The organism is Cytobacillus oceanisediminis (assembly GCF_004366035.1).
GTDB classification, from domain to species: Bacteria; Bacillota; Bacilli; order Bacillales; family Cytobacillaceae; genus Cytobacillus; species Cytobacillus oceanisediminis_C.
Genome location: NZ_SOEE01000010.1, coordinates 191614 through 215305, shown reverse-complemented (window position 1 = coordinate 215305; position 23692 = coordinate 191614). Strand labels below are relative to the sequence as shown.

26 protein-coding genes are annotated in these 23692 nt (G+C 39.5%); 7 read left to right on the top strand and 19 right to left on the bottom strand.

Going from position 1 to position 23692, the window contains the following annotated elements; translation table 11 throughout:
• Positions 1-113 precede the first annotated feature (113 nt).
• The 5 genes from DFO72_RS23415 to DFO72_RS23385 all read right to left on the bottom strand — a co-directional run bounded on the left by DFO72_RS23415 (position 114) and on the right by DFO72_RS23385 (position 5732).
• The gene (locus DFO72_RS23415; protein ID WP_134177292.1) at positions 114-521 is read right to left on the bottom strand and encodes an NUDIX hydrolase; all 408 of its coding nucleotides are present in this window, start codon (positions 519-521) and stop codon (positions 114-116) included.
• A gap of 974 nt (positions 522-1495) precedes the next feature.
• Positions 1496-2014, bottom strand: a complete 519-nt coding sequence (locus tag DFO72_RS23400; RefSeq protein ID WP_113885888.1) for a YfiT family bacillithiol transferase — start codon at positions 2012-2014, stop codon at positions 1496-1498.
• Between the two features lie 630 nt (positions 2015-2644).
• Positions 2645-3790, bottom strand: a complete 1146-nt coding sequence (gene menC, locus DFO72_RS23395) for an o-succinylbenzoate synthase (RefSeq protein ID WP_181782453.1) — start codon at positions 3788-3790, stop codon at positions 2645-2647.
• Between the two features lies 1 nt (position 3791).
• Positions 3792-4922 (bottom strand): M20 peptidase aminoacylase family protein, encoded by a 1131-nt coding sequence (locus tag DFO72_RS23390; RefSeq protein ID WP_113885889.1) that lies wholly within the window; start codon positions 4920-4922, stop codon positions 3792-3794.
• Positions 4923-4934: 12 nt separating this feature from the next.
• On the bottom strand, positions 4935-5732 hold the full coding sequence (locus DFO72_RS23385) for a MurR/RpiR family transcriptional regulator (protein WP_113885890.1): 798 nt from the start codon (positions 5730-5732) through the stop codon (positions 4935-4937).
• 110 nt (positions 5733-5842) lie between these two features.
• On the opposite strand from DFO72_RS23385, the gene DFO72_RS23380 reads away from it, so the two are divergent.
• Both DFO72_RS23380 and DFO72_RS23375 read left to right on the top strand, forming a co-directional pair.
• Complete coding sequence (locus tag DFO72_RS23380; protein ID WP_113885891.1) at positions 5843-7252, top strand: YfcC family protein; 1410 nt, start codon at positions 5843-5845, stop codon at positions 7250-7252.
• 465 nt (positions 7253-7717) lie between these two features.
• Positions 7718-8152, top strand: coding sequence for a CBS domain-containing protein (locus DFO72_RS23375; RefSeq protein ID WP_113884842.1), 435 nt, complete (start codon positions 7718-7720; stop codon positions 8150-8152).
• Between the two features lie 774 nt (positions 8153-8926).
• On the opposite strand, the gene DFO72_RS23370 is transcribed toward DFO72_RS23375, so the two are convergent.
• Entirely contained in the window at positions 8927-9322 is a 396-nt protein-coding gene (locus DFO72_RS23370) for a hypothetical protein (RefSeq protein ID WP_113884841.1), read from the bottom strand.
• A gap of 531 nt (positions 9323-9853) precedes the next feature.
• Here DFO72_RS23370 and DFO72_RS23365 point away from each other — a divergent pair.
• From DFO72_RS23365 to DFO72_RS23345, 5 genes are all read left to right on the top strand, one after another.
• Positions 9854-10666 carry a hypothetical protein gene (locus tag DFO72_RS23365; protein WP_113884840.1) on the top strand — a complete coding sequence of 271 codons (813 nt, stop codon included), beginning with the start codon at positions 9854-9856 and terminating at the stop codon, positions 10664-10666.
• A gap of 195 nt (positions 10667-10861) precedes the next feature.
• A complete protein-coding gene (locus DFO72_RS23360; RefSeq protein ID WP_113884839.1) occupies positions 10862-11365 on the top strand; it encodes a sigma-70 family RNA polymerase sigma factor in 504 nt (167 codons plus the stop codon).
• 65 nt (positions 11366-11430) lie between these two features.
• Positions 11431-11649 carry a DUF1659 domain-containing protein gene (locus tag DFO72_RS23355; protein WP_113884838.1) on the top strand — a complete coding sequence of 73 codons (219 nt, stop codon included), beginning with the start codon at positions 11431-11433 and terminating at the stop codon, positions 11647-11649.
• A gap of 42 nt (positions 11650-11691) precedes the next feature.
• Entirely contained in the window at positions 11692-11910 is a 219-nt protein-coding gene (locus DFO72_RS23350) for a DUF2922 domain-containing protein (protein ID WP_113884837.1), read from the top strand.
• Positions 11911-11988: 78 nt separating this feature from the next.
• On the top strand, positions 11989-12126 hold the full coding sequence (locus DFO72_RS23345) for a YvrJ family protein (protein ID WP_113884848.1): 138 nt from the start codon (positions 11989-11991) through the stop codon (positions 12124-12126).
• A gap of 61 nt (positions 12127-12187) precedes the next feature.
• Here the strand turns inward: DFO72_RS23345 and DFO72_RS23340 are convergent, their stop codons facing one another.
• From DFO72_RS23340 to DFO72_RS23285, 13 genes are all read right to left on the bottom strand, one after another.
• Entirely contained in the window at positions 12188-13315 is a 1128-nt protein-coding gene (locus tag DFO72_RS23340; RefSeq protein WP_113884836.1) for an NAD(P)/FAD-dependent oxidoreductase, read from the bottom strand.
• A gap of 17 nt (positions 13316-13332) precedes the next feature.
• Positions 13333-13665 (bottom strand): DUF1904 family protein, encoded by a 333-nt coding sequence (locus tag DFO72_RS23335; protein ID WP_113884835.1) that lies wholly within the window; start codon positions 13663-13665, stop codon positions 13333-13335.
• Between the two features lie 86 nt (positions 13666-13751).
• Complete coding sequence (locus DFO72_RS23330) at positions 13752-14825, bottom strand: NAD(P)/FAD-dependent oxidoreductase (RefSeq protein WP_113884834.1); 1074 nt, start codon at positions 14823-14825, stop codon at positions 13752-13754.
• Entirely contained in the window at positions 14826-15155 is a 330-nt protein-coding gene (locus DFO72_RS23325; RefSeq protein ID WP_113884833.1) for a (2Fe-2S)-binding protein, read from the bottom strand.
• A gap of 29 nt (positions 15156-15184) precedes the next feature.
• Entirely contained in the window at positions 15185-16264 is a 1080-nt protein-coding gene (locus tag DFO72_RS23320; RefSeq protein ID WP_113884832.1) for an NAD(P)/FAD-dependent oxidoreductase, read from the bottom strand.
• Positions 16254-16577, bottom strand: a complete 324-nt coding sequence (locus DFO72_RS23315) for a (2Fe-2S)-binding protein (RefSeq protein ID WP_113884831.1) — start codon at positions 16575-16577, stop codon at positions 16254-16256. Before DFO72_RS23315 ends, DFO72_RS23320 begins: the two co-directional genes overlap by 11 nt.
• 15 nt (positions 16578-16592) lie before the next feature.
• Positions 16593-17393, bottom strand: a complete 801-nt coding sequence (locus tag DFO72_RS23310; protein ID WP_113884830.1) for an ABC transporter permease — start codon at positions 17391-17393, stop codon at positions 16593-16595.
• The gene (locus tag DFO72_RS23305; RefSeq protein ID WP_113884829.1) at positions 17390-18307 is read right to left on the bottom strand and encodes an ABC transporter permease; all 918 of its coding nucleotides are present in this window, start codon (positions 18305-18307) and stop codon (positions 17390-17392) included. Before DFO72_RS23305 ends, DFO72_RS23310 begins: the two co-directional genes overlap by 4 nt.
• A gap of 5 nt (positions 18308-18312) precedes the next feature.
• A complete protein-coding gene (locus DFO72_RS23300) occupies positions 18313-19389 on the bottom strand; it encodes an ABC transporter ATP-binding protein (RefSeq protein ID WP_113884828.1) in 1077 nt (358 codons plus the stop codon).
• Between the two features lie 16 nt (positions 19390-19405).
• Positions 19406-20491, bottom strand: coding sequence for an ABC transporter substrate-binding protein (locus DFO72_RS23295; RefSeq protein WP_113884827.1), 1086 nt, complete (start codon positions 20489-20491; stop codon positions 19406-19408).
• Between the two features lie 202 nt (positions 20492-20693).
• Positions 20694-21413, bottom strand: a complete 720-nt coding sequence (locus tag DFO72_RS23290) for a GntR family transcriptional regulator (protein ID WP_113884826.1) — start codon at positions 21411-21413, stop codon at positions 20694-20696.
• 907 nt (positions 21414-22320) lie between these two features.
• Complete coding sequence (locus tag DFO72_RS29680) at positions 22321-22458, bottom strand: hypothetical protein (protein ID WP_166672546.1); 138 nt, start codon at positions 22456-22458, stop codon at positions 22321-22323.
• Positions 22459-22544: 86 nt separating this feature from the next.
• Positions 22545-23681, bottom strand: coding sequence for a mannitol-1-phosphate 5-dehydrogenase (locus tag DFO72_RS23285; RefSeq protein ID WP_113884825.1), 1137 nt, complete (start codon positions 23679-23681; stop codon positions 22545-22547).
• Between the last annotated feature and the right edge of the window lie 11 nt (positions 23682-23692).

The window sequence follows — 23692 nt, the reverse complement described above, 5'->3', positions numbered from 1 at the left end:
GACATAATGGAAGGTTATTTGGCATGCTTATTTTTAGCTTACCATACTAAAAATTCTATTTCATTGAAAAATGTTGACAAACTATTAGCTGGTTTAGCTAAATGTATCTTAAATCAAAATTCGATATAAAAAGGATGAAGTTTTTCGTTTAAACTAAACTCAATTCTTTGCCTAAAATTTTTCCAAGTGACCATTTCCAAGGCTTTTTTAACTGGAAAGAATCCTACCTCTAAACTCTCTGGAGATGTTGTCAGTTCTCCTCCGATTGGTTTTCCCAAAAACAATGTGTTACATATAGAATCACTTACATTTTGGTATACTCCACAAAATTTTAAAACTTCAATATCTATACCAGTTTCTTCTTTTGTTTCCCTGATTGCAGCGTCCTTTAATGATTCTCCTTCTTCAACCTGTCCCCCAGGCATTTCCCATCCTCTACGAGGACCTTTAATTAATAAAATCTCTTTTTGCTCATTAAGTACAATAGTTGCTGCTGAAACAATATGTTTTGGTGGTAACATATCCTGACCTCGCATTAATAGAATACTTAATTAATTCGCTGCTTTTTTTCTTTCACCTTCTTCAACAAACCAGCCCCGTTAGTTTAAAAGGAATTTAATATAAAATAGCACCAATCCTTCTTATAAAGATCAACGCAACGCTCTTTTATCAAATGTATTTTTCTCGTCAAAAATTTTTTCCAGGGAACTTTTAATAAGGCTCTTTTCGTAAACTTTGCTGCTTTTTATTAAATGAATACCATTAGGGATATGGTATAATTTAGAAAAAGGGGGTAGTCTTATTAAATTTCTAAAACCATTAGATTTTATTGTTATTTTGGCTTTTACGCTCTTATTTGTTTATGACTATTTCCCTAACATTCCACTTGCTAACGCAATTCCAAAAGTTGTTCTTATTGCACTTATTTTAGGACTTTTCTTGTTTAGTCTGATGTTCAAGGAATACAGAAACACAAACAATAAAGACATACTAAAATGGCAAATTTTTTCGACCATCTATATCCTGATTTTAATGGGGTTATTTACAATTTTAGGAGGTCAATCATCTTCTGGTATAGCCTTTGACAATGGGTTTTTATGGTTAGTCTTATTTATTTCAGTGTTTGAGATGTATTCACAATGGAAGAAAGTTAAAAGGTCAGAAGCATAGCTGCTCAACTGATGCTTCGTAGATTGTTAACAGTGAAATAATTTGATTTATGACAATTCTTTTGTTGCATTTTACATTTATTAATCTTGGGATAAATAAATCCAATTTTTCTCCTCAAATTCTTCAATAAAATAGTATGAACCTATATTGTGTAGAATCTTATTGAAGGACTCTATACTATCATCATGATTATACAGATCTTCTTGGATAAATTCCTTAATGATAAAATTAGTCAAATCTGCCCCTTTAGTTCAAAAAGAAAAAAGCCGCCAGTTTTGGCAGCCAGATTTTATAGTAATTTAATTGTATTAATTCAACTAAACACTTACCAGCCCATGCGATTACATAAAGAAGTAATATGCGCAAGATGATGTTTACCATGCCAAGCGTAGATTCCGATATTTTCACCTATTGAAACTTCTCCTGAATCTGGGTGAATAAATGTTTTTTCCATATCAGCTGGACTTAGACTACGTAATAGGCAGGTCCAGCGTTTGTGCAATACTTCGAGAAGTGAAAGTGAAATATCAATCGACAATTTATAATCAGATAGTTCCGCCCAACTTGTTTCATCATATGGCTTAATTACAGGGGTTTCTTCCGTAAGAGCCAATTTAGTGCGAACATAGGCATTCATATGACTATCCGCAAGATGATGTATTACTTGTCGAACAGTCCACCCTCCTGTACGATAGGCTGTATCTAGCTTTATATTATCTAAGTCCCTTACAGCATCTCGTAATAATCTTGGTAAATCTTCAATCTCATTTATCCAAATGCTCGTAACATTGTTAGTAATTTCACCATCAAATTGAAATTGACCAATTGGGTATATCAAATCCATCTGCTTTTCCTCCTAAAACACTTGATGATTGCGCCTAACTAAATAAAGGATTAATACTATGAATTCTCCATCAAATCCTCTAATTCCTTTACAATGTTACGTAACTAACAAAGAAGAATAAGAGGGCATAGCAGTCTAACCTTTTTTCAAACTTTTAGTTATCACTTCGTAATTCAACACTAAGTATTTGTTTTGTGAGTAATATAATAAGTAATATACCGTAGGATATGTATTAGCCATTTGTTCATCCATAAAATAGTCTAAAGCTTGTCCGAACACACCTAATACAGTTACAATTATCATTAAGATCCATATAAAAAAATGCCACTTTTTTAATTTTCTTCCCCCTTAGAAAATAGAAGCCGACACCCTATCCACTCCATTTTTATGTTTAAATTTACACTCATTATTATAAATGCTTTCATTATAAGAAAGCTCTTATTCAACAAACCTGCCCCGTTTGTTGAATTAGAAAAAGCTGCCTGATTAGCAGCTAATTTTGAACATAAGCACCCGATTGTATTATTAAAGACTTGGTTTAATCAATTCTTCTAATTTTATGAAGGATGTTTACCCCTTGTAACTCCAAGCGATATATGAATTTTTCCTCTAAAAAATATCTTTTTTTAACTATCCTGGGATTGGATGAGTAGATTCAATTGAATAGATTCTTTCGGAACGAGTCAATATTTTCTTCAATTTCTCTCGATCAATTTCATAACCTATTCCCAATTCTTCTGGAACCTGGATGTATCCATTTTCCATTGTGATTTCGGGCTTTACTATATCATCTTTCCAATAATGGGAAGAAGGAGCCGTATCTCCAGGTATCGTGAAATTAGATAGTGCTGTCATATGAATATTATGGGCTCTTGCTATTCCAGTCTCTAGCATTCCTCCGCACCATACAGGAATATTATGTACTTTACATAAATCATGGATTCTAATAGATTCCTGGAGCCCTCCAACACGGCCGATTTTTATATTTATGATCTTGCAGCTGCCAAGTTCAATTGCCTTTCGTGCATCTTCATAACTATGAATACTTTCATCAAGACAGATTGGTGTAGAGATGTTTTTCTGTAAAATAGCATGATCAATAATATCATCATGGGCCAAAGGCTGTTCAATCATCATGAGGTTATATTTGTCCAACTTTTTGAGGTGTTCAATATGCTCTAAGGTATAAGCGGAATTAGCATCAGCCATAAGGGGGACATCGGGATATTTCTTGCGAACAGCACCGATATATTCAATGTCAGCTCCTGGGGCAATTTTTACTTTTATTTTTTTAAATCCCTCCTTAACATACATCCCTACCTTTTCAACTAATTGATCAGGTGTTTCTTGAATACCAATGCTTTTTCCAACGGCTATCTCTTTCTTTATCCCTCCAAGAACCTCTGACAATGAATTTCCATTCTTCTTCGCAAAAACATCCCACATGGCCGTTTCAAGGGCAGCTTTAGCTATTTGGTTTCTGCGTACAAAAGAGAGCATGTTATGAATTACTTTAGGATGGGAGATTTTTTTTTGAAGAATTCTAGGAATAAGGAAATCTTTTAACATATAAACTGCGGTATAAGTTGTTTCCTCGTTATAATATGGTTCATTGCTGGTAACCGTTTCTCCCCAACCTGAGATACCAGATTCGTCAATTACTTCAACGATACAAACATCTTTAGATTGGATAGTGCCAAAACTTGTAGTAAATGGGGCTTTCAAAGATACCCTAGTATGATGTAGTACCACCTCTTTTATATAAATTCCTTTCATATCAACACTCCTTTTTACTATGTAGAATGATAATTTCAGATAAAATATTTATTCCATTGAGTAAGGAATCTCTATTAAAAGTCATATTCGGATGATGAAGGCCAGGTTTTAGGTCACATCCTAGTCCAACCATAGTTGCTTTTAGATGAGGCTTTTTAATCGTATAAAAATGAAAATCATCTCCACCAGGTGTAATAAGGGGCGCCGCCAGCTTTTCTTCACCTAAACAATTAATAATTGCTTGCTCTGCCATTTCTAATGCTTCATTGCTGACTTCAGCTGCCGCAATTCCATAATCATTCGTCAATACGATATCTGTATTAAAAAGTTCACTGGAGGATTGTAAAATTTCGAGTACTCTCTGCCTTAGCTTTTCCATAATTTCATTAGTCTGTGCACGTAAATCAATAGCCAAAGAAGCACTGCCAGGGATGATATTAGTATTTTTTCCTCCTGATATAAATCGAGTAGCTTTTATTGTGTGAGCCACATTTGGATCTAGATGAATTGTATTAAAGGAATTTAGAATAGAGTTTCCGATTTCAATTGCATTATGAGTTAAATGAGGACGAGCACCATGTGCATCATCTCCTCTGATTTCAAATTCCATAGAACCTGTTGCACCATGCATAATAGCGGGAGTAGCATAGCCATCTGGTGTTTCTTGGACTGGTCTTAGATGAATCCCATATAGATAATCGACATTATCAACGATTCCTTTATCTACTAGTTTTAGTGCTCCTGCACCAACTTCTTCTGCAGGCTGGAAAATAAACCTTACACCGACCTTGTCTTTAAGACCCTTTTGCTCTTGTATTTGCCAGAGAACGCCCAAAACCATAGTCATATGGGCATCGTGTCCGCATGAATGATTAGCCTGTAATTCACCGTTTACCTCTTGCCAGAGGGCATCCATGTCTGCACGAATTGCAACAATTGGCACATCTCCTGAGAAGTTTCCATAATCCCCTACTACTCCTGTACAATCCTCAAACGTTCTGACTGAACATCCTGCCTGTTCCAAACGCTTTTTAATATATTCTGTCGTACTAGTTTCTTTCCAGCTTAGTTCTGGGTGGGAATGTAAATAATCAAATGTTTCATAAATCTTTTCTCTTAGATAAGCTACCATTTTTATCACCTTTCATTGAATATAGTATCGATTTGTGGGATTCACAAAATCAAGCTTTCCAACCTTTTGGGCTATATGGAGCAGAAGTGCGTTTAAAACAGAAAAGGTTACAGGACCTTTTTCCAATAAAGACTTTTGAGATGTGTTAATTGTTAAAACGAGATCTCCATACTCCACAATTGGTGAAATCTGTGAATCAGTTATGACGATAATATTATTCCCATTTGATTTTGCCTCTTTTGCTAATCTAATTGATTCCAAAGCATATCGATAATAGGAAAAAATTAAAACCGCATGTTCTTTACCATCTTTAGTGATTCCAACATCAGTTTCAGGTCGATATAAAGTGGTGTTATCCAGAAGATTATTTAAAACGTATGAAAACCAATGTGCATAAGCAAAAGATTGGTAATACCCCACTATTTTTACTGAACGAGAACCAACAATCTGGTCAACAATATTTCTAGCAATATCCCAGTCAATATTTTTAGCAACCTGATGGATGATGCCTTCATCAATACTCATTACACTTTCAAATGAATCAGATGTATTAAGTGAAACTTCTTTACCTGGTGGCTGAATCGTTAACAATCTGTATTGAACATCTTTTTGTAATTCTGCAAAGCCAATGTACCCTATAGCTTTACAAAAGCGGATAACCATTGTCTCGCTGACATCAATTAAAGAAGCTACTTTTTTAGCTGGGTGTGTGGCAAATAAAACCGGATTGGAGAGTAATGATTCGGCTACTTTTTTTAATCCTTTCGTTAACGAATCATAGTGTTTGTTTGTTTTTTCAATATAAGACATGTTTCAACTCCAGAATAAAGTATTTAATTTATTGTTGTTAAAATAAAGTTTATGCTTTATTATAATAAAAGTCAATGAATATTAAGAAAATTCAAACGGAGGTGTTTGCAATGGAGAAAACTAAAGAAAAGAAGGGGTTAAAATGGGGTATACCTGATGCGTATGTTATTTTATTTGGAATTTTATTCCTTATGGCGGTTATGACTTATCTTATCCCAGCTGGTGAATTCTCTAGAGAAGAAGTCGAAGGTATAACAATGGTCGTACCAGATAGCTATAAACAGATAGATTCCTCAACTGCAAGTCTCATAGATATATTTCTTGCCATTCAAGAAGGGATGATTAGTTCTGCTCCTTTGATTTTCCTAGTATTGATTATTGGAGGATCTTTTGCCGTCATTGAATCGACTGGTGCAATTGATGCTATGATTTTAAAAACGATTGAAAAAACAAAAAATAAAGAATTACTGCTGATAACGGTCGTATGTATACTCTTTTCAATTTTTGGAGCCCTAGGGATTATCGTTAATGCTGTAATTGCATTTATACCTATTGGTATCATCTTGGCCCGTTCAATGAAGATGGATGCTATAGTGGGAATCTCAATTATATATCTTGGCGCCTACGCAGGATTTAATACCGCTTTCCTTGACCCGCTAACAACAGGTACTGCACAGCAAATTGCCCAGCTGCCTTTGTTTTCTGGCATCGGGTATCGAATTATCATATACATCACAATACTAATTACAACAATTGCCTACATTGCTTATTATGCCAATAAAATAAAAAATGATCCTGCTAAAAGTGTATTAGGAAATACCCCTTTTCCGAAAATTGAAGAGAAAAATCAGTTAAATAAACAAATTGTTCTTACAGGTGTACATAAACTTGTGTTGTTTTGGCTTGTAATCGGAATTGGGATCTATGTATTTGGGGTTTTTCAATACAATTGGTCTCTAAATGAGATGGCTGCAATATTTCTAATAATTGCAGTGGGAACTGCAATCATTGCAAAGATAACACCAAACAAACTTGTATTAGAATTCTTTAAGGGTGCTAAGGGATTAGTGTATGGAGCAATGATTATTGGAATGGCTCGTTCCATCGTAGTAGTTTTAGAAGATGGGAAGATCTTAGATACAATTGTTCAGGGAATGGCAAATCTTATGACACCTTTTACCAGTGTTATGGGTGCATTGGTAATGTTTATTGCCAACCTATTATTTAATATCTTAGTTTCTTCTGGAAGTGGCCAGGCCGTTATAGTAATGCCAATTATGACTCCGTTGGCAGATATTATGGAAATTCCTAGACAAGTTGCCGTACAAGCATACAAAATGGGAGATGGTTTTACAAATGTAATTACACCTACATCTGGGATATTGATGGCGAATTTAGCAATTGCAGGTGTATCATGGATAAAATGGATCCGGTTCATTTTTCCATTACTTATGATTTGGATCATCCTTGGATCAGTTTTCCTTGTAATCGGCGTGTGGATGAATTGGGGTCCCTTTTAAATTGTGATTTTAGAGCTGCCGATTACAGTTTGAAAATAATAATGAAGGTATACTGTAATTAAGAGCCTTTTTTCTTCTTATAGAAAGAAGGCTTTTTTTATTGTTATTAAATTACAAGTGCCTTCTACTTGTCCTTCATAATGTCTTTTTAAATATCATTTTTTAAACTCAACTTGTACCTCCATAGCCTTTTGTATTCTGATTATTTAAATAACAAAAATGCTGCCTATAGAAAAATATCTATTTACTTTTTGATCCTTAGTAAGTATAAAGACAAGCAAATTATTTCTAAATTTGTTATTAACAGCATTGGTAAAACTACCAGTGAAAGAACTATACCAAGTGACTCTTTTAATCAAAATAGGAAAGTGGCTGCCTTATAAAAAAATAGGATAAATAATCATAAATAATATCACCAATTTTCCACATCCTATCTAAAGAACAAAAAAATTTGGAGGTATTATTATGGCACAATTAAAAGATATCATGACATCAAATGTTGTTACAGTTAACGAAACACAGACGGTACAGGAAGCTGCGGCATTAATGAGCCAATATAATATCGGAGCTATCCCTGTAGTTAATAACGCCAGGCATATCGTTGGCATTGTAACAGATCGTGATATAACACTTCGTACCACCGCTCAAGGAGAAAATGTTCAAACACCAATCTCGCAAGTTATGACTGCACAGAAAATTGTACAAGGGACCCCTGATATGGATGTTCATCAAGCATCAAATTTAATGGCACAGCAGCAAATTAGACGATTGCCTGTAGTGGAAAATGGACAAATAGTCGGAATGGTAGCTTTAGGAGATCTAGCCGTACAGAACCAATATGCAAATGAGGCAGAACAGGCATTACAAAGTATTTCAACTCCTTCTGCACCGCAAGAGTAGTAAGGGGTTCCTTTGGTATTTAAAAAAATAATAAGCACAGACCTATATTGGGTCTGTGCTATTATTTTAAATATCTTTCAAGGTCTTATCACTTGTTGCAAAAAGTAAACTTGTAACCTTCACGTTCTATTTGGGTTACCCTAACCCATTAGGATTAATAGATAGATACATATAAAAATTTGAAGTATTTCTTTACTTTTTTAGTGGGTAAATAATAGAAGATTTGAAGCAAAAGGATTGCTTTTTTAATTAGAACACTAATTAGCATTAACCAAAAATTCCATCCATAGCAAACCCTAAAATAAGGTGTAATGTAAGTAATTTATAAAAAAATAATGCGAAAATCTAAATAAAGGCTCTCTTCTTATTACTAATGGATTATTCATTATTTCATCTACCTCATCTTTGGGATAAGACTAAGCCGCTCGCTGATTAAATCTAACAGATCTAATTTCGGCACCTCAGAGTTTGAAGTCAAGCAATTCCCTCCAATCCTTATCATCGTCCCTACTACATAAAAACTGGCGGGTTGTGACAATTTGACTGACACTTTTTTAAACGGTACAGCAAATTTGCTGCAATACCAGTAACTAATATGGAGAGGGTGAAAAGGTTTGGTAAAAGGAATCACATCCTTGCATCCAAAAGGAAAAAGGTATTTTACAGGCGGCCAGATTTCATGCGTGGAAATTTTCTATATTGGGATACATAAATGGAATAAACAGGAATAAAGCTAACGCTCAGATACGTTAACTTTATTCCTGTTTACACCTTTTAGATGGCTTTGGCTATGTAATATTCTAATTCCTCTTTCAGTCTGCAGGTTTCGCTCAGCTTTCTGCTATTCTCTTCAAAAGAGTCCTTGTCCCCCGCTTCAAGATCCTGATCAATTTTATATTGCAGATAATTGATTTTCAGGTCTATATCTAACTGTGATGATATGCATTCACTCATGAAATATCTCTCAATATCCTCTATAGCCATGAAAAATGCCTGCTGTCCATTAATCACCACTAGCGCATACCATCCCAGCATTGTAGATTTACGTTCAGGAGTGACCTCAATTAAATCCCCCTTTTGAAAATGCAGTATATTCACATGATCAGCATCCGGGCAAAAGCAATCGATTTGATGATCAAAATGATCTATTGCGATATAAAGTTCACTCATTTTTCAACTCTCCTACATTTCATAATCAGCTGCCTCGATACGATCCAAACCGCAGCAAGGGCATTGGGCTTCGTTATTTTCATCAGATTCAGTATCCGCCATATAACCGCACCAGCCGCAAATGTGATGTTTAATCGACTTATATCCCTCCCTCAGTTTAGATTATTTTGATGTAAACTAAATTGATTGATAATGATTATCATTGATAAAGTTTATTTTAAATGAAAATGATTATCATTGTCAAGATATTAGGGCAGGTCATAATTATTTAGCTTGGCGACCGTTTTTACTTGTACCTTCGAATTTTTGTAGACATGAATTTCAAATGGCGTGCGTTTTACTTTGAACCTGCGAAACTCAGTCTACATAAATCTATTATGGCCTATGAAGCTTTATTCTTTGTCGCCACGCTTCAACAGCTAGTTCCAAAAAACACCCCCGTTCACGATTTCGTCACAATGTACCCAATAACCCCCTGTCCTTCCCCCACCCTTCATTTGTATTTAGGAGGTGAAAGGGCGGTGCATATGTATGAATTTAAAATCAGGCAGAATTGAGCAATTTGAAGGATATTCCCAATTTAAGAATCTTCAGGAGTTTAATGCGCATGTGGAGATGTGGCTTTCGCTGCATAAGGAAAAGTTCTCAAAAGGTGAACTAGCTGGTTTAAAGAGGCTGGTTCGTTTTGCTGCGAAAATTCCTGGAGTCTCCAATGCTAAAATTGGCACCATTTTAAAAGCCATCCACGAAGAATATAACGGAAATGGCATTTCCCGATCCACTTTTAAAAGGATGATTGCCAAAGCTTTAGAGATAGGGATTATCACTGTACTTGAAACAGAGAGAAAAAACGGGTCCCAGTCCAGTAATTTGTATGTTTTTAATCGTTTTCCCAAGAGTGAGCCACCTAAGAAAGAAAAATTGGACCACCCTAATAAAACTATCAATCTTTCTAAAGCTAATAAAAATCAAAAGATTAATAAACGTAACTATACCGTCCTTGATCACACCTACACTAGTGATCGTGTACCACAATCATTCACAAGCACTGTAAAATACTTTTTTCCGAAAGCAAAGCAAATTGAGGAGTTTTGGAAAATGGCATCCATTGCAGCATATAAAAACAATTGTGAACAAAATTTGAACGCTGTTTTAGCAGCAGCCATCCATTCATTTAAGCAGCTGATCGGTAAGATGAAAACCCGCGCCATTAATAATCCTGTCGCTTATTTCTATGGAATTTTGACTAAGAAATTTGAAGAAATGTACTTTGAGGATTTGTTTAAAATGGGGTTTTTAGCTGAAGATAATGGCTTCTTCATGAATTTTTTTTACAAAAAATAAAAAAACAGGCTAACTACCCGTTTTTCGTGAGTTAGACCCCTTAAGTCCGGACTTGGACCCCTTAACTCCGGACTTAGGGGGGTTAACTCACTGAACTGGGACTTTTTCTTGATTCGCCAAAATATTTTTTACACGCTATGTTTGAGCTACCCGGGAATACATAGAGAGCGCGCTTTCCTTGAAGGGATAATATTCATGGAGAGTTTTGAACAGTTAGCAGCCCAATATGATCCAATGATCCATAAAATCATGCATAGCCTGAACATCTTTAACAACAAGGAGGAATTTTACCAGCTGGGATTAATTTCACTTTGGCAGGCGTGGAAAAATCATGACGCTGAAAAAGGGACTTTTTTTTCCTATTCTTACAGTATGGTAAAAGGGAAAATCATGAACGAATTAACAAGACAGAATAAACAAAGCCAACAATATTTCTATCCGAAAGATGAATTCTGGGAACTTATTGAAGGCCCCTCCCCATTCCCCGCCACAGATCATACACACGAGCTGCTAACAAAATGCGGGCTATTAACTGCCAATCAAATGAAATGGCTGCAGTATACATTATGTGATCAGATGTCTGTCAAGGAAATAGCTGAAAAAGAACAAGTCAGCCTGTCAGCAGTCAAAAACTGGCGGCATGGTGCCCGTGAGAAGCTGAAAAATATAATGGAAAATAATCGCTTTTTGGAAGATTAATCAATTTTACCCTGTCCTTATCTCCCCATAATTCGTATATAGAGCATGAAAGGGGGTGAACAAAGATGGCGCAAGCAATTATCACTGATTCCAAACTTCGTCTAGTGTTTGAAACAGGCCTTAATACGCAGGGCAAACCAATCCACAAGTCCAAAACCTACAGTCGCGTAAAGCAATCGGCAACAGCAGACCAGCTTTTCTCAGTGGGACAAGCGATCTCTGGACTATGCAGCTATCCACTGGCTGAAATGAATAGAAATGACAGCTTCGAAATCCTGGGCTAATTCATTCTATTAAAAAACTAAAATTTTAAGGAGGGAATTAAAATGGCTAAATCATTAGAGATGACTTTTTTGTCCGAACTGGGCAAGCCAACGAAATTATCCGTCGATAACCCCATCGAGCCGATTGATCCTGAAGCTGTGAAAGCAGCTATGGAACAAATCATTGCTGCCAATGCTTTTATCGGCAATGGCGGTGACTTGATTACAGCGGATAGTGTCCGGCTGGTTGAGCGTAATGTAACTGATTATGAATTAATGTAAGGTGCAGTGGCCGGATTCTTTGAAACCCGGCCATTTTTAATGCAGGTAAAGGTAATTCATGAGAAAGGAGCAACTGGTATGGAACAGATGGTTACATTGATCAGCGAACTCGGCTTCCCAATCGTTGTCACGTTTTTTCTGCTGAACCGGATCGAAGCGAAACTTGATGTTGTGGTGTCTTCCATTCAGGGATTGCCGGATCGATTGAAGGAGTAGGAAAAACAATTAAGCTGCCATTAAAACAGTATGGCAGCTCCTTTTTACCTAACTCTTAGTTTCATTTTATTTCTGCTTCCAAGCCTTTTCTTAATGGATCATAAGGTGATAGATCTATTTCCATCTCTCTTTTCAAAGCAAGATCTGCAGCCAATGTACCCACGTAAGGTCCCATCGTAAGCCCTGATGCTCCTAATCCTGTTGCGATAACCAGCCCCTCTGCAGCAGGAACCGTACCCAGCAGCGGCAAAATATCAGGTCCAGCCGGACGGAAGCCAATCCTTACTTCTTTTAGCGTGCTTTCAGCTAATCCAGGTGCCACCGCTAATGCCTCATCCAGCACTTCTTTCACACCTGCCGCCGTTAGTCTATAGTCAAACCCGGAGCCCGTTTCCCTGGTAGCTCCAACTACTACTTTGGAATGGTCGAAAGCCACTAGATAGTGAGAGCTTTGCGGAAGTACAACCGGCCAACTGGAGGTGTCCATACTGTCGATTTCCAGATGGGCAATTTGCCCGCGCTGCGGCTCGATTTTCAGATCAATGCCTAACGGGGCAAGTAAGTCTTTAGCCCAGGCACCGGCTGTAACGATAACTGCATCGGCCGCAATGACCTCCCCGTTCACTTTTACTCCTGTAACCTTATTATTTTGAAATACAAGGTCACCTTCACCTTCAATTATTGCTGCACCATGTTTTTTTGCACCATTTAGCATAGCGTCTCTTAACAGCCTTCCATCCAGCCTGGCTCCACCTGTAACATGGACAGCCTGCAGATCCTCGCGGAGCGGAGGATAAAGTTCCCGGGCTTCCACTGCTGATAATCTCGTAATCTCCCCAACCTCAGGGGTTTCAGCTCTTTTTTGCCGAACACTTTGCTCGATCGCATCCAGCTCATCAGAACTGCTGCTGACTGCCAGAGCTCCTACCATTCTATATCCAAAATCCTCTTCTCCATCTTGTTTAAGGTTCGCTATTAAAGATGGATAGTAAAGAGCGCCTCGTTTTGCAATGGTGTACCAGTCTTTGTGATTTACTCTGGAAATCCACGGGCAAATGATTCCTGCGCCTGCTGCCGTTGCCTGCCCCTGATGTGCCTTATCAATAATGACTACCTCTGCACCTTCTCTTGAGAGGTGATAGGCTGCACTTGAACCTGCAATTCCTGAGCCTATGACTGCTATTTTCATGATTGAACTCCCCCCTTTTAATCCGCAAAACTCTTCCCATTCAAATAATAATCCGCCTCTAAAAAAGCTAAAAATGCGACTTCTATCTCCGGCACCCCAAGCGACTGAACATGGTTCGAAACAATCCCGGCAAATTGGTTTTGAACTGCTTTGCCCCTGTCAAACCACTTTACTTCTATAAATGGATATGCTGAAACCTCTTTTTTATCAAACACAAAAGTTGAATTCAAAACTTCCAATGTGAAGTTATCTTCTCCGCAGTCACAAAGCCAAGCCAGGTCTTTAACCAGCTGTGTACTGATTTCCTTAGTCTGATCCACTGATATTCCCCTTATAAACAAATGCGGCATCTTATTTCCTCCAATTTTGTTTACATAATATTTTTCCTGACTACCTTTTAAAAAAGTTATAATATTATAACTTAATATGATTCACTCTAGCCAAACCTGCTTAAAGAATACCTGTCGATCGGAATCGAAGTTTCCCCATCCATGATTAACTCCGTTATAAGGGTACCAATTAAAGGAGATAGTGTAACTCCACTATGGGTGGCGGCTACATAAAGGTTTTCATGGCCTGGCACTTTACCAAGAATCGGAAAACCATCCTCAGGCATGGCCCGGATTCCGGAAAAAGCACGGACAATTTTGGCTTTTCTTAATCCGGGTACATATTGGACTGCCATATTGGCTGTTTCCTGAATCACATCAAGCGTTGTAGCCCGATTAAAGCCAGCTTCTTCCATTGAATAACCCATCAGTACTTCACCATTGTTAGCCTGCCTTAATCCGCTTATTGTAAAATTTAAGAAAGGCTTTAATGGTTCAGACACTAGGATCTGCCCTCTTAATTGATTAACAGGAATCTTAACTCCAAGCATGTCACCGATTTCTCTTGACCAGGTTCCGCCAGCAAGAATAAGGTTTTTACATTCAAACGCCCCATTATCTGATACAACTGCATATTTTCCATCGTGCTTTTTAATCTCAGTTACCTTATTATAAGTAGAATAGCGGACGCCATTTCTTTTAGCTGCTCTCATATACATATCAATGAGGCGGAATGGATTGACATTGCCATCAATGGAGCTGTAGGTAGCCCCGGCTACTTCTGGATTCATATAGGGCTCTTTTTCGAGAACTTCTTCCCTGGATAAGACTTTGATTTTGATGCCAATTTTTCGATAAGATTCCGCGAGTTTCTCTGCCTTTTCACGATCACTTTCATTGAAAAATGGTGATAGCCCCCCTGTACGTTTGTATTCTACGTCCCCGATCTTTTTAGACAGATAAGGATAGAGTTCCGCACTGTACATACTAAATTCCGCATACCAGGAAGGAGTTTTATTATGTACCCATACCCAGGCCTGGGTGGATCCGGAGGTGCCTGACATGGGGTATTTTTTATCAAGCACAAGCACGCCTTCTTTGTATCGCTCAGAAAGGTGGTAAGCAATTCCGCTGCCCACTACACCTCCTCCAATAACAATTGTTTCATAGTTTGTTTCCAATTACCTCACCTTCCCTTCTTCAATTTCCACATCATCAAGGACAGACTTGACCGCACTAAAGGATGTACTGTTCGTTGCCAGTGTTTCAAGCTTAATGGGAGATAGCGGCATCCTCATCCTCGGCAGCGGAATCTCTGAAAGTGACAGCCCAGTCTGCTGGTGAATAATTTCTGCCACCATGCTGGTGCAGATTTTAGCCTGGCAAGGACCCATTCCGCAGCGGGTAATCCTCTTAACATCATCAAATGTCCTTCCTCCATTGCTGATAACCTCTTCCACTTCTTCACAGCTGATTTCTTCACATCTGCAGATGATCGTCGTTTTATCCAACTAATTCACCTTCTTCTCTCTTTTCCTATCTAGGAGATAAATTGATCTTTCAGTATTGGGCTTGTAAAGTTCTCGAGATGCTTGACTCTTCCGCTGTACACTTCTTTGTACTCCAATAATCCGAGTTCTTTCCAAAGTGTCTCCCTCATCTCATTTGCCTCTGCCGAGCGGATTGCCTGCAATTCTTCACTTACACTAATGCCGGCAATCATTCCTGTCAGAAGCAACGGCCCCTGAGTGCTGATGCCTGCCGCATTCCCAGCTATAAATACATCCTCCCTGTCGGTTTGGAATGTATTACTATATTGCGGGACCCAGCCGCCCAGCTCCTCTTGGAAGCCAAAGGAACAGCCCAGCTGGTAAAAAACATCCAGTATGGGCATCCTGCCTCCATCCATGCAAACGAGGTCCACATTCAGGGTAATGACTTCATCAGGCAGTTCAATATCAATTTGTTCCACCTGCCCATTTCCTCTTACTTCTTTTATAAAACTATTAAAATAAAAAGGAATTCCATTCCTTGATAGTTCACTCACTTTTTCCTGGTCTATTGCTGAAACTTCACTTTGTTTTTCTATGATTGCTTTCACCCGAGTGCCCACAGCCATCAGCTGCATTGCCGTTTCCATGGCAAAATCACTGGAGCCCACAATAACAGCTTCTCTCCCAGCCATCACAAAATCACGATTGATCAATGTCTGTGCAGCACCGATTGTCATAATCCCCGGCATTGTCCATTTTGGAAAAGCGACGGCCTTTTCAGCCGCTCCGGAAGCCACAATAATCTTTTTTGCTTTTACCGGGAATACATTTTCTTCATCGGTAATTCCGGCACTACCATCAGCGTAAAATCCAACCACACGGTGATTCAGGAGCGGCTTTACACTTAAACCCTTAATCTGCTCAATTAGCTTATATGCCAATTCAAAGCCACGCATGGGTTCATATACAGAAGGAAGCGGACGCAGCGTTTGAGTCTGCTGGTTTAGCTGCCCGCCAAGTTGAGAAGCTTCATCAACAATTGTTACATCCAGTCCCCTTGATGCCGTCTCAATTGCTGCTGATAGACCTGCAGGACCACCTCCGATAATAAGTACATCAGTCTTCATCAATCTCCCTCCTTACCTCGGGATCTTCCATATTCGGGTATATTCGCATGCCATCTTTAACCACTGTCATACAGCTCCGTACATGATCCTCACCGTCAATCGTCATATAGCAGCTGCAGCATCTCCCGCGCGAGCAGAATAATCCTCTGGATTGGACCAGCTTTCGGCTGACACCCAATTTCTTAATACCATTTGCCATTAAGGCGGCAGCGACTGATTGCTGCGAATAGGCCTGATATGGCTGATCATTGAAATAAATGGTTACAGGCTTGAGAAGCTGCCTGCCTAGAACGGGATGTTTCTCAATGTGCATAAAGACCTCTCCTATCTAATTTTTCGAGGAAAACACTTTTCCTACACCAAGCACTCTTTCAATTACAAGCATTAATACAACAGTGAAAAGAATCATGATGCTTGATACGGATGTAATAATCGGATCATATTGATATTGCATATATGTGTAAATTCGCACTGGCAGTGTCACAACGTCGGTACTGACAATGAATAAGGCAACTGTTAAATCATCAAATGAAGTAATAAAGGCGAAAATGGCGCCTGCTATAACGCCTGATTTAATAATCGGCAGAGTAATTTGAAAGAAAACTTTCATCGGTCCTGCACCAAGGTTCAGGGCAGCTTGTTCGATGGAACGGTCAAAACCTACTAAGCTGGCAACAACCAGACGCATCACAAATGGAACCGTTAAGATGATGTGACCTAAAATCAATGCAAGCGGGCTCGCAGCTAAGCCAATCCAGGAGTAAAACTGCAAGAGAGCGACACCAAATACAACAGATGGAATCAACAGAGGCGAACCTACTAATTGAACAATCGCTGTCTTCCCTTTAAATTGGCGCCGGACGACCGCAAGTGAAGCCAATGTGCCAATGGCAGTGGAAATAATGGCTGTTCCGAACGCCACAATAATGCTCAGTGTAAAGGACTGCATAAATTCCGGATGTTCTATTAATTCTGTGTACCATCTGAGGGTAAGGCCTTCTGGCGGGAATACAATGTATTCGGTAGTTGTTAAGGAAGAAAGCAATATAACCACGATTGGCGCCAGCAGGAAAATATAAACCAGTAAACAGACAAAGTTAAAGAAATACTTGGACAGCTTCCTGCTCATTGTATGGCCACTCCCTTCTCAGATCTGGCAAGGATTTTGCTGTATGCGATGATTGTAATGGTGGCAATCAGGATAAGGAGGAAGCCAATTGCGCCTCCATACGGCCAATTCAGCATGACAGCTACCTGTTCATACGTTAAATAGGACATAACCTTCACCTGCGGACCGCCAAGAATGGCCGGTGTAACAAATGAGCTGACGCTTAAGCTGAACACCATAACCGATCCGGCGAAAACACCTGGCAAGGTTAACGGTAGCAAAATGGAAAAGAAAGTTCTGAAGGAGCTGGCCCCAAGATTCTGCGAGGCTCTGATGACAGAAGGGTCTATTTTTTCGAGTGAGCCCATGATGCTCAGCACCATGTACGGGAAAAGAACATGCACCATCCCGATGACCACACTCAATTCGGTGTATAAGAGGGTTAAAGGCTGATCAATCCAGCCCAGCTTTAATAGTGTATTGTTGACAACACCATTGTTGGATAAAAGAATCACCCAGCCGTAACAGCGTATAACCATGCTGATCAGTAGCGGGGAAAGGACCAGAAGGGTTAAATAATTCCTGGTTCTTCCTTTTGATCTGGAAATCTGAAAAGCTACGGGATAAGAAATCATGATGGTAATCAATGTTGTTAGAAGTGCAATTTTCACAGTGCGCCAGACCACCCCAAGATAAAAAGGATCTGACATGAATTTGATATAGTTCTGGAGTGTCCACTCATTTCCCACTCCCGTGCTGGCATCAAAATTTTTAAAGCTTGTAATAAATAAGAAAAACAATGGCAGAAGAAAGAAGAAAATGAAGATCCCCAGCGTCGGAAGTAAAAGCAGCCACGTATCAAGCCGTTTTTTATTCAAATTCTTTTTCTTTTGCTGAAGCAATAAGTCATGTTCCGTTCCGATTCCGGCTTGCATGTGAGTCACCTCGCCATTCTGGAAGGCAGCAGGTCTTCAGGGTTCCAATAAGTGTAGACACTGTTTCCTTCTTTAATTTCGGTGGGATTTAATACGGTATTGGAAATATCTGCAATAAGATGCCGGTCATGTACCTTCAAAATGTATCTTGTCTTGGCTCCAAGAAACATTTTCCTTTCCACCTTGGTTTGAAAAGCCTCATTTCTTTCATTCGATTCGGCTAAGGCGATCTGGATTTTTTCCGGCCTTATGAAAAAGTGAACTTCGGAATTCTTCACGGATGGAACTGAAACGATCTGTTCATTCCCAAAAAAATGCAGTTTGCATTTCTTATTTTCATAGGTTTCCAGAACTTTCCCCTGAATGTGGTTGACTTCCCCTATGAACTGAGATACGAAATCAGTCTTTGGATGGTTATATATGGATGCCGGATCATCTACCTGTTCAATCCGGCCCTCGTACATGACCGCGATCCGGTCCGATATGGCCAATGCTTCCTCCTGGTCATGTGTGACAAATATCGTTGTAATCCCCACTTGCTTTTGAATATCGACAATTTCTTCGCGCATTTCCTGGCGCAGCTTTGCATCAAGATTGCTCAGTGGTTCATCAAGGAGAAGCACCTTCGGTTTAATGACCAATGCCCTCGCCAGTGAAACACGCTGCTGCTGTCCCCCGGATAGTTCCTTTGGATAGCGTTTTTCATAGCCAGCTAAACGGACCATTTCCAGTGCTTCCAGAACCCTTTTGTTTATTTCATTTTTTGGCACTTTACGCAGCTTGAGTCCATAGGCGACATTATCAAAAACCGTCATGTGAGGAAATAAAGCATAATTCTGGAACACCATGCCCATTTCTCTTTTATTGGGAGGAAGCAGGTGAACGGGTTTGCCGTCCACCTCAATCTTCCCGCCATCCACCTCCAGAAATCCGGCGATCATATTCAGTGTTGTCGTTTTTCCGCAGCCCGAAGGCCCCAAAAAGGAGACCAGTTCCCCTTTTTGGATGTCAAGGCTGAGCTTTTTAACTACCTCTGTTTTATTAAAGGTCTTGACCACGTTTTCCAGGCTTAAGTAACTCATTCGTTTCCCCTCTCTTTTAATGGGCTACTTCGATTGCTTTATTGGCCCGTTCTGTCCACTCTGCTCGTTTTGCATTTACAGCTTCCCAGTCGACTTTGATCAATTTGGCAATCTCCTCTTCCCCATATGCCACTTTATCGACGATGTCACCTTCAAGCTTCACATTCTTATTAACCGGACCGTCAAACAAGGAGTTGGCAAATAGAAGCTGAGCTTCTTCATCCAGAACAAAATTGACAAATTCCTGTGCAAGTTCCCCATTTGGAGCGTCCTTCACCACACTGACAGTTGCCATTAGTGCTGGAGCCCCTTCTTCGGGAATGACATATTCAATCGGGAATCCGCTATCCTGAAGGGTAAATACCCGGCTGCTTCCCCATGCACTTGCAACTGTCTGCCCTTGCAGGAAGTAATTTGATACGTCAGCTGTTTTATCAAAAGTGATCGCGTTTTTGGCAATTTCCTTCATTTTTTCAAAGCCTGGTTCAATGTTTTCTTCATCTCCGCCATTAGCAATCGCAGTCATGAGCAGAAAATGAACTCCATACGTATTGGCAATGGAAGGCAGTACGAGTTTTCCTTTAAACTTCGGATCGGCCAAATCATTCCAGGATGTCGGCGGTTCCCAGCCATTCTGTTTGAAGACATCCTTGTTATAAGCCAAGCCGGTTGAGATGATTCCGAATCCAACGCCGACATTATCTTTATCTTTTGCAATATCATAGACATTTGCCAGATTCGTAACAACACTCTCATCCATTGGCGCCAGCAATCCAAACGCCTTTGCCTGTGCTTGCGGACCATCATCAAGGAAAGCTACATCAATTTGAGGATTATCCTTTTGAGCCTGTAGCTTGGATAAGGTATCAACAGAGCTTCCAGTAATATATTTCACCTTTACGCCATGCTCTTTCTCAAACTTTGGGATCAACTCCTCCTTCATCTTTTGCTCATAGCTTCCTCCATATGCCGCTAAAACAAGTGTCTTTTCATCACTTTTTCCTGATCCTTCATCTGCAGAGCTTCCTGTTTGGCCGCTGCATCCTGCAGCTGTGACAAGCAATAAACAAAGCAATACAATTAAATAAGCTTTCTTTTTCAACTCATTTCCCCCTCGTTTATTTTTGCTTTTGTGAACTTAAGGAGCTGTTCTAAGATGAAGACTTGATAAAAGCGATACCCCCTTTATAATTTGGATCAATCTATTTAAAGAGATTGATTTATATATAAAATATAAAGATATAATATTATAACTTTATATCTTTTGTATTTATAAAACGCCCTCTGATATTTCAGCTTTTTTTTTACAATTGAACCTCTGTATAATAAACCTCTTTATCACTGCGGATATAGAATTTAGAGAACTCAATGATGTCTTCCTGCTTTGTGTATGTAGTACGCTCCCACTCAAACACCGGGGTTCCCGGTTCCACATGAAGCAGCTTAGCCTGATGATCAGGAAGAATATATGGCCGGATAAATACCCTGGCTCGTTTTAGTGCTATATGGAATCTATTTTTTAGGATGTTAAAAATTAAATCGTTATTGATCATTTCAGGTGTAAGCCCCTGACATTTATCTGCTGGAAGATAGGTATATTCCAATGCGAGAGGATCATTGTTTTCCACTTTTAATCTCTCAATTTTGATCACCTCATCCTCAGGATCAATCCTTAACTTCTGGGCAATTTCAGAACCTGCTGTCTCATATTTAAAGCTGATCATTTCATGCGGATGTTCCTGTTCCGCACCGGTGGACAGCGAAATAATGGAATTGAGGTCCTGCTCTTTTGCAGCTCCAGATACAAAGGTTCCCTTGCCTCGCTGTCTGAAGAGATAACCTTTATTCACAAGCTCAATCACAGCTCTTTTAACAGTAATGGTACTTACATCGAATCGGTCGGACAGCTCCTGCTCAGTCGGCAGCTGACTCCCCACCTCCCATTGGCCTGAAATGATTTTATCTTCCAAAATCTGCTCTACTTGTCTATAAAGAGGTATATGTAAACTCTTATCTATCTGCATTTATGTATCTCCCTTGAAAGAATATAATGTTATAACTTTATATTATTTTATAATTTATCTGTTTTTTGAATAGTTGTCAATATTTTTTGAAAATTTAATATTTAGAATGAGGACTTCATTTAAACAGCATTGTTAAGCGCATTCCCACCGGAACTGACTAATCACCAGTTTTAAAAAATCTTATCGTTTCGAAGCTGCTGCTCCAGTTTATGGCCCCTTCTGATGGCTGGCTTCGGGATTTCATCTTTACGCCTTTTGATTAACTCCCATCTTGTCGGTTGGATCTGGGATTTCGTCGCTATTCTCTTTAATTAACTCCCATTTTGACTGCCGGGTCCGAGTTTTCGTCGTTATTCCCTTTGATTAACTCCCATCTTGTCGGTTGGATCTGGGATTTCGTCGTTATTCCCTTTGATTAACTCCCAGTTTGACAGCCGGGTCTGAGTTTTCGTCGTTATTTCCTTTGATTAACCCCCATTTTGACTGCTGGCTCCGAGTTTTCGTCGTTATTCCCTTTGATTAACCCCCATTTTGACTGCCGGGTCCGAGTTTTCGTCGTTATTCCCTTTGATTAACCCCCATTTTGACTGCCGGCTCCGAGTTTTCGTCGTTATTCCCTTTGATTAACCCCCATTTTAACTGCCGGGTCCGAGTTTTCGTCGTTATTCCCTTTGATTAACCCCCATTTTGACTGCCGGGTCCGAGTTTTCATCGTTACCCTTTGAATAACTCCCAGTTTGTTGGCTGGCTCTGGGACTTCGAATTAATTACCAGAGATCAATTCTCCCTTGCCCCCTTATGAAGAAGAAATTTATGGCTTTTATGAATTTTGGGCCTCATGAGCCCTTCATGGCGACTATTTCATCTGCTCTCCTCCTATTTTGGCCTCATGAACCCTCCATGCCGACTATTTCTTCGGATCTCCATCTATTTTGGACTTCATGAGCCCTCCATGGCGACCATTTCCTACCTCTCCAACCATTTTGGGTTTCATGACTCCTCCATAGCGACCATTTCCACGGATCTCCACCTTTTTTAGCTTCATAAGCCCTCCATAAGTTCTATTTTCCACCCACCGAAAAACCCCCAAAAAATAAGACTGCCGAACATTTCAGCAGCCTTAAATCCTTTTTATTTTTCCAATGCTTCATACTGTTTCAGTATTTCTTTAGCAAGCTCGCTTGAATCTTCAAGTCCGCATACTTCCTTCAGCACGTAAGCTACTCCGTTTTCTTGAATCATGTCCTGGAGCTTTACCGCTTCTTCGTCTTCCCTGTTATCAAACATTAGTGCTGCAGCAATGGCTTTAGCCAGGTTTGTGTATGATAAGCCTGCTTTTTGTGCCTGGAGTGCCGGGCGAACCAGTCTGTCTTCAGGGCCAAGCTTCCTTATCGGCGAACGTCCGACTCTTGTTACACCATCATTTAAGTGGGCATTTTGGAAACGGCCGATAATTTTATCAATATATTTCTGATGCTCGCTCGGATTCAGATCATATCGATTAATCAAATAGGCACCTGTTTCACGGAGTGTTGCCTGAACCTGATTATAAATTTCTTCATCCGCAAGTGTCTGGTCGATGGTTTCTTTTCCTCCCAGGTATCCGAAATAAGCAATAACGGCATGTCCTGTGTTAACCGTGAATAGCTTTCTTTCGATAAATGGCGCAAGCTCCGGAACAATTTTCATTCCTTCGATATGCGGAATGTCCTCAGTCGTTTCCACAACCCATTCATGATACGGTTCAACAAGAACATCCAGTGATCCCTGGTTGTTCTGGATTGGGACAATTCGGTCTACTGCGGAGTTTAGGAAAGATACACCCGCCAGATTTACATCGCTGTCAAGATGCTCCATAATATAGCCTTTTAAAAGATCAGTCGCAGAAATCTGATTTTCACATGCAATGACATAAAGCTTCTGGTTAATTCCTGCCTCTGCTCTTGCAGCCAGGCCTTTTGCAATTAATGGAGCAATCCGCGGAAGGATGTTAGGGCCAATCGCTGTTGTTAAGAAGTCAGCCTGCTTAATGGCCTCTATTACTTCATTCTCCTGTTTCAGATTATTCAATCCTGAAACATTTTCAATTGTCATGGATTCCTGTATATCTGCAGCCAGCAGCACTTGGTATTGTTTTTCTTCGTTCAGCTGATTAATGATTTCGTCGGCAATATCAACAAATGTTACATGGTAGCCTGACTGTGAAAATAGGGCTCCAATAAATCCTCTTCCTATGTTCCCTGCTCCAAAATGGACTGCTTGTTTCATCGAATCATTCC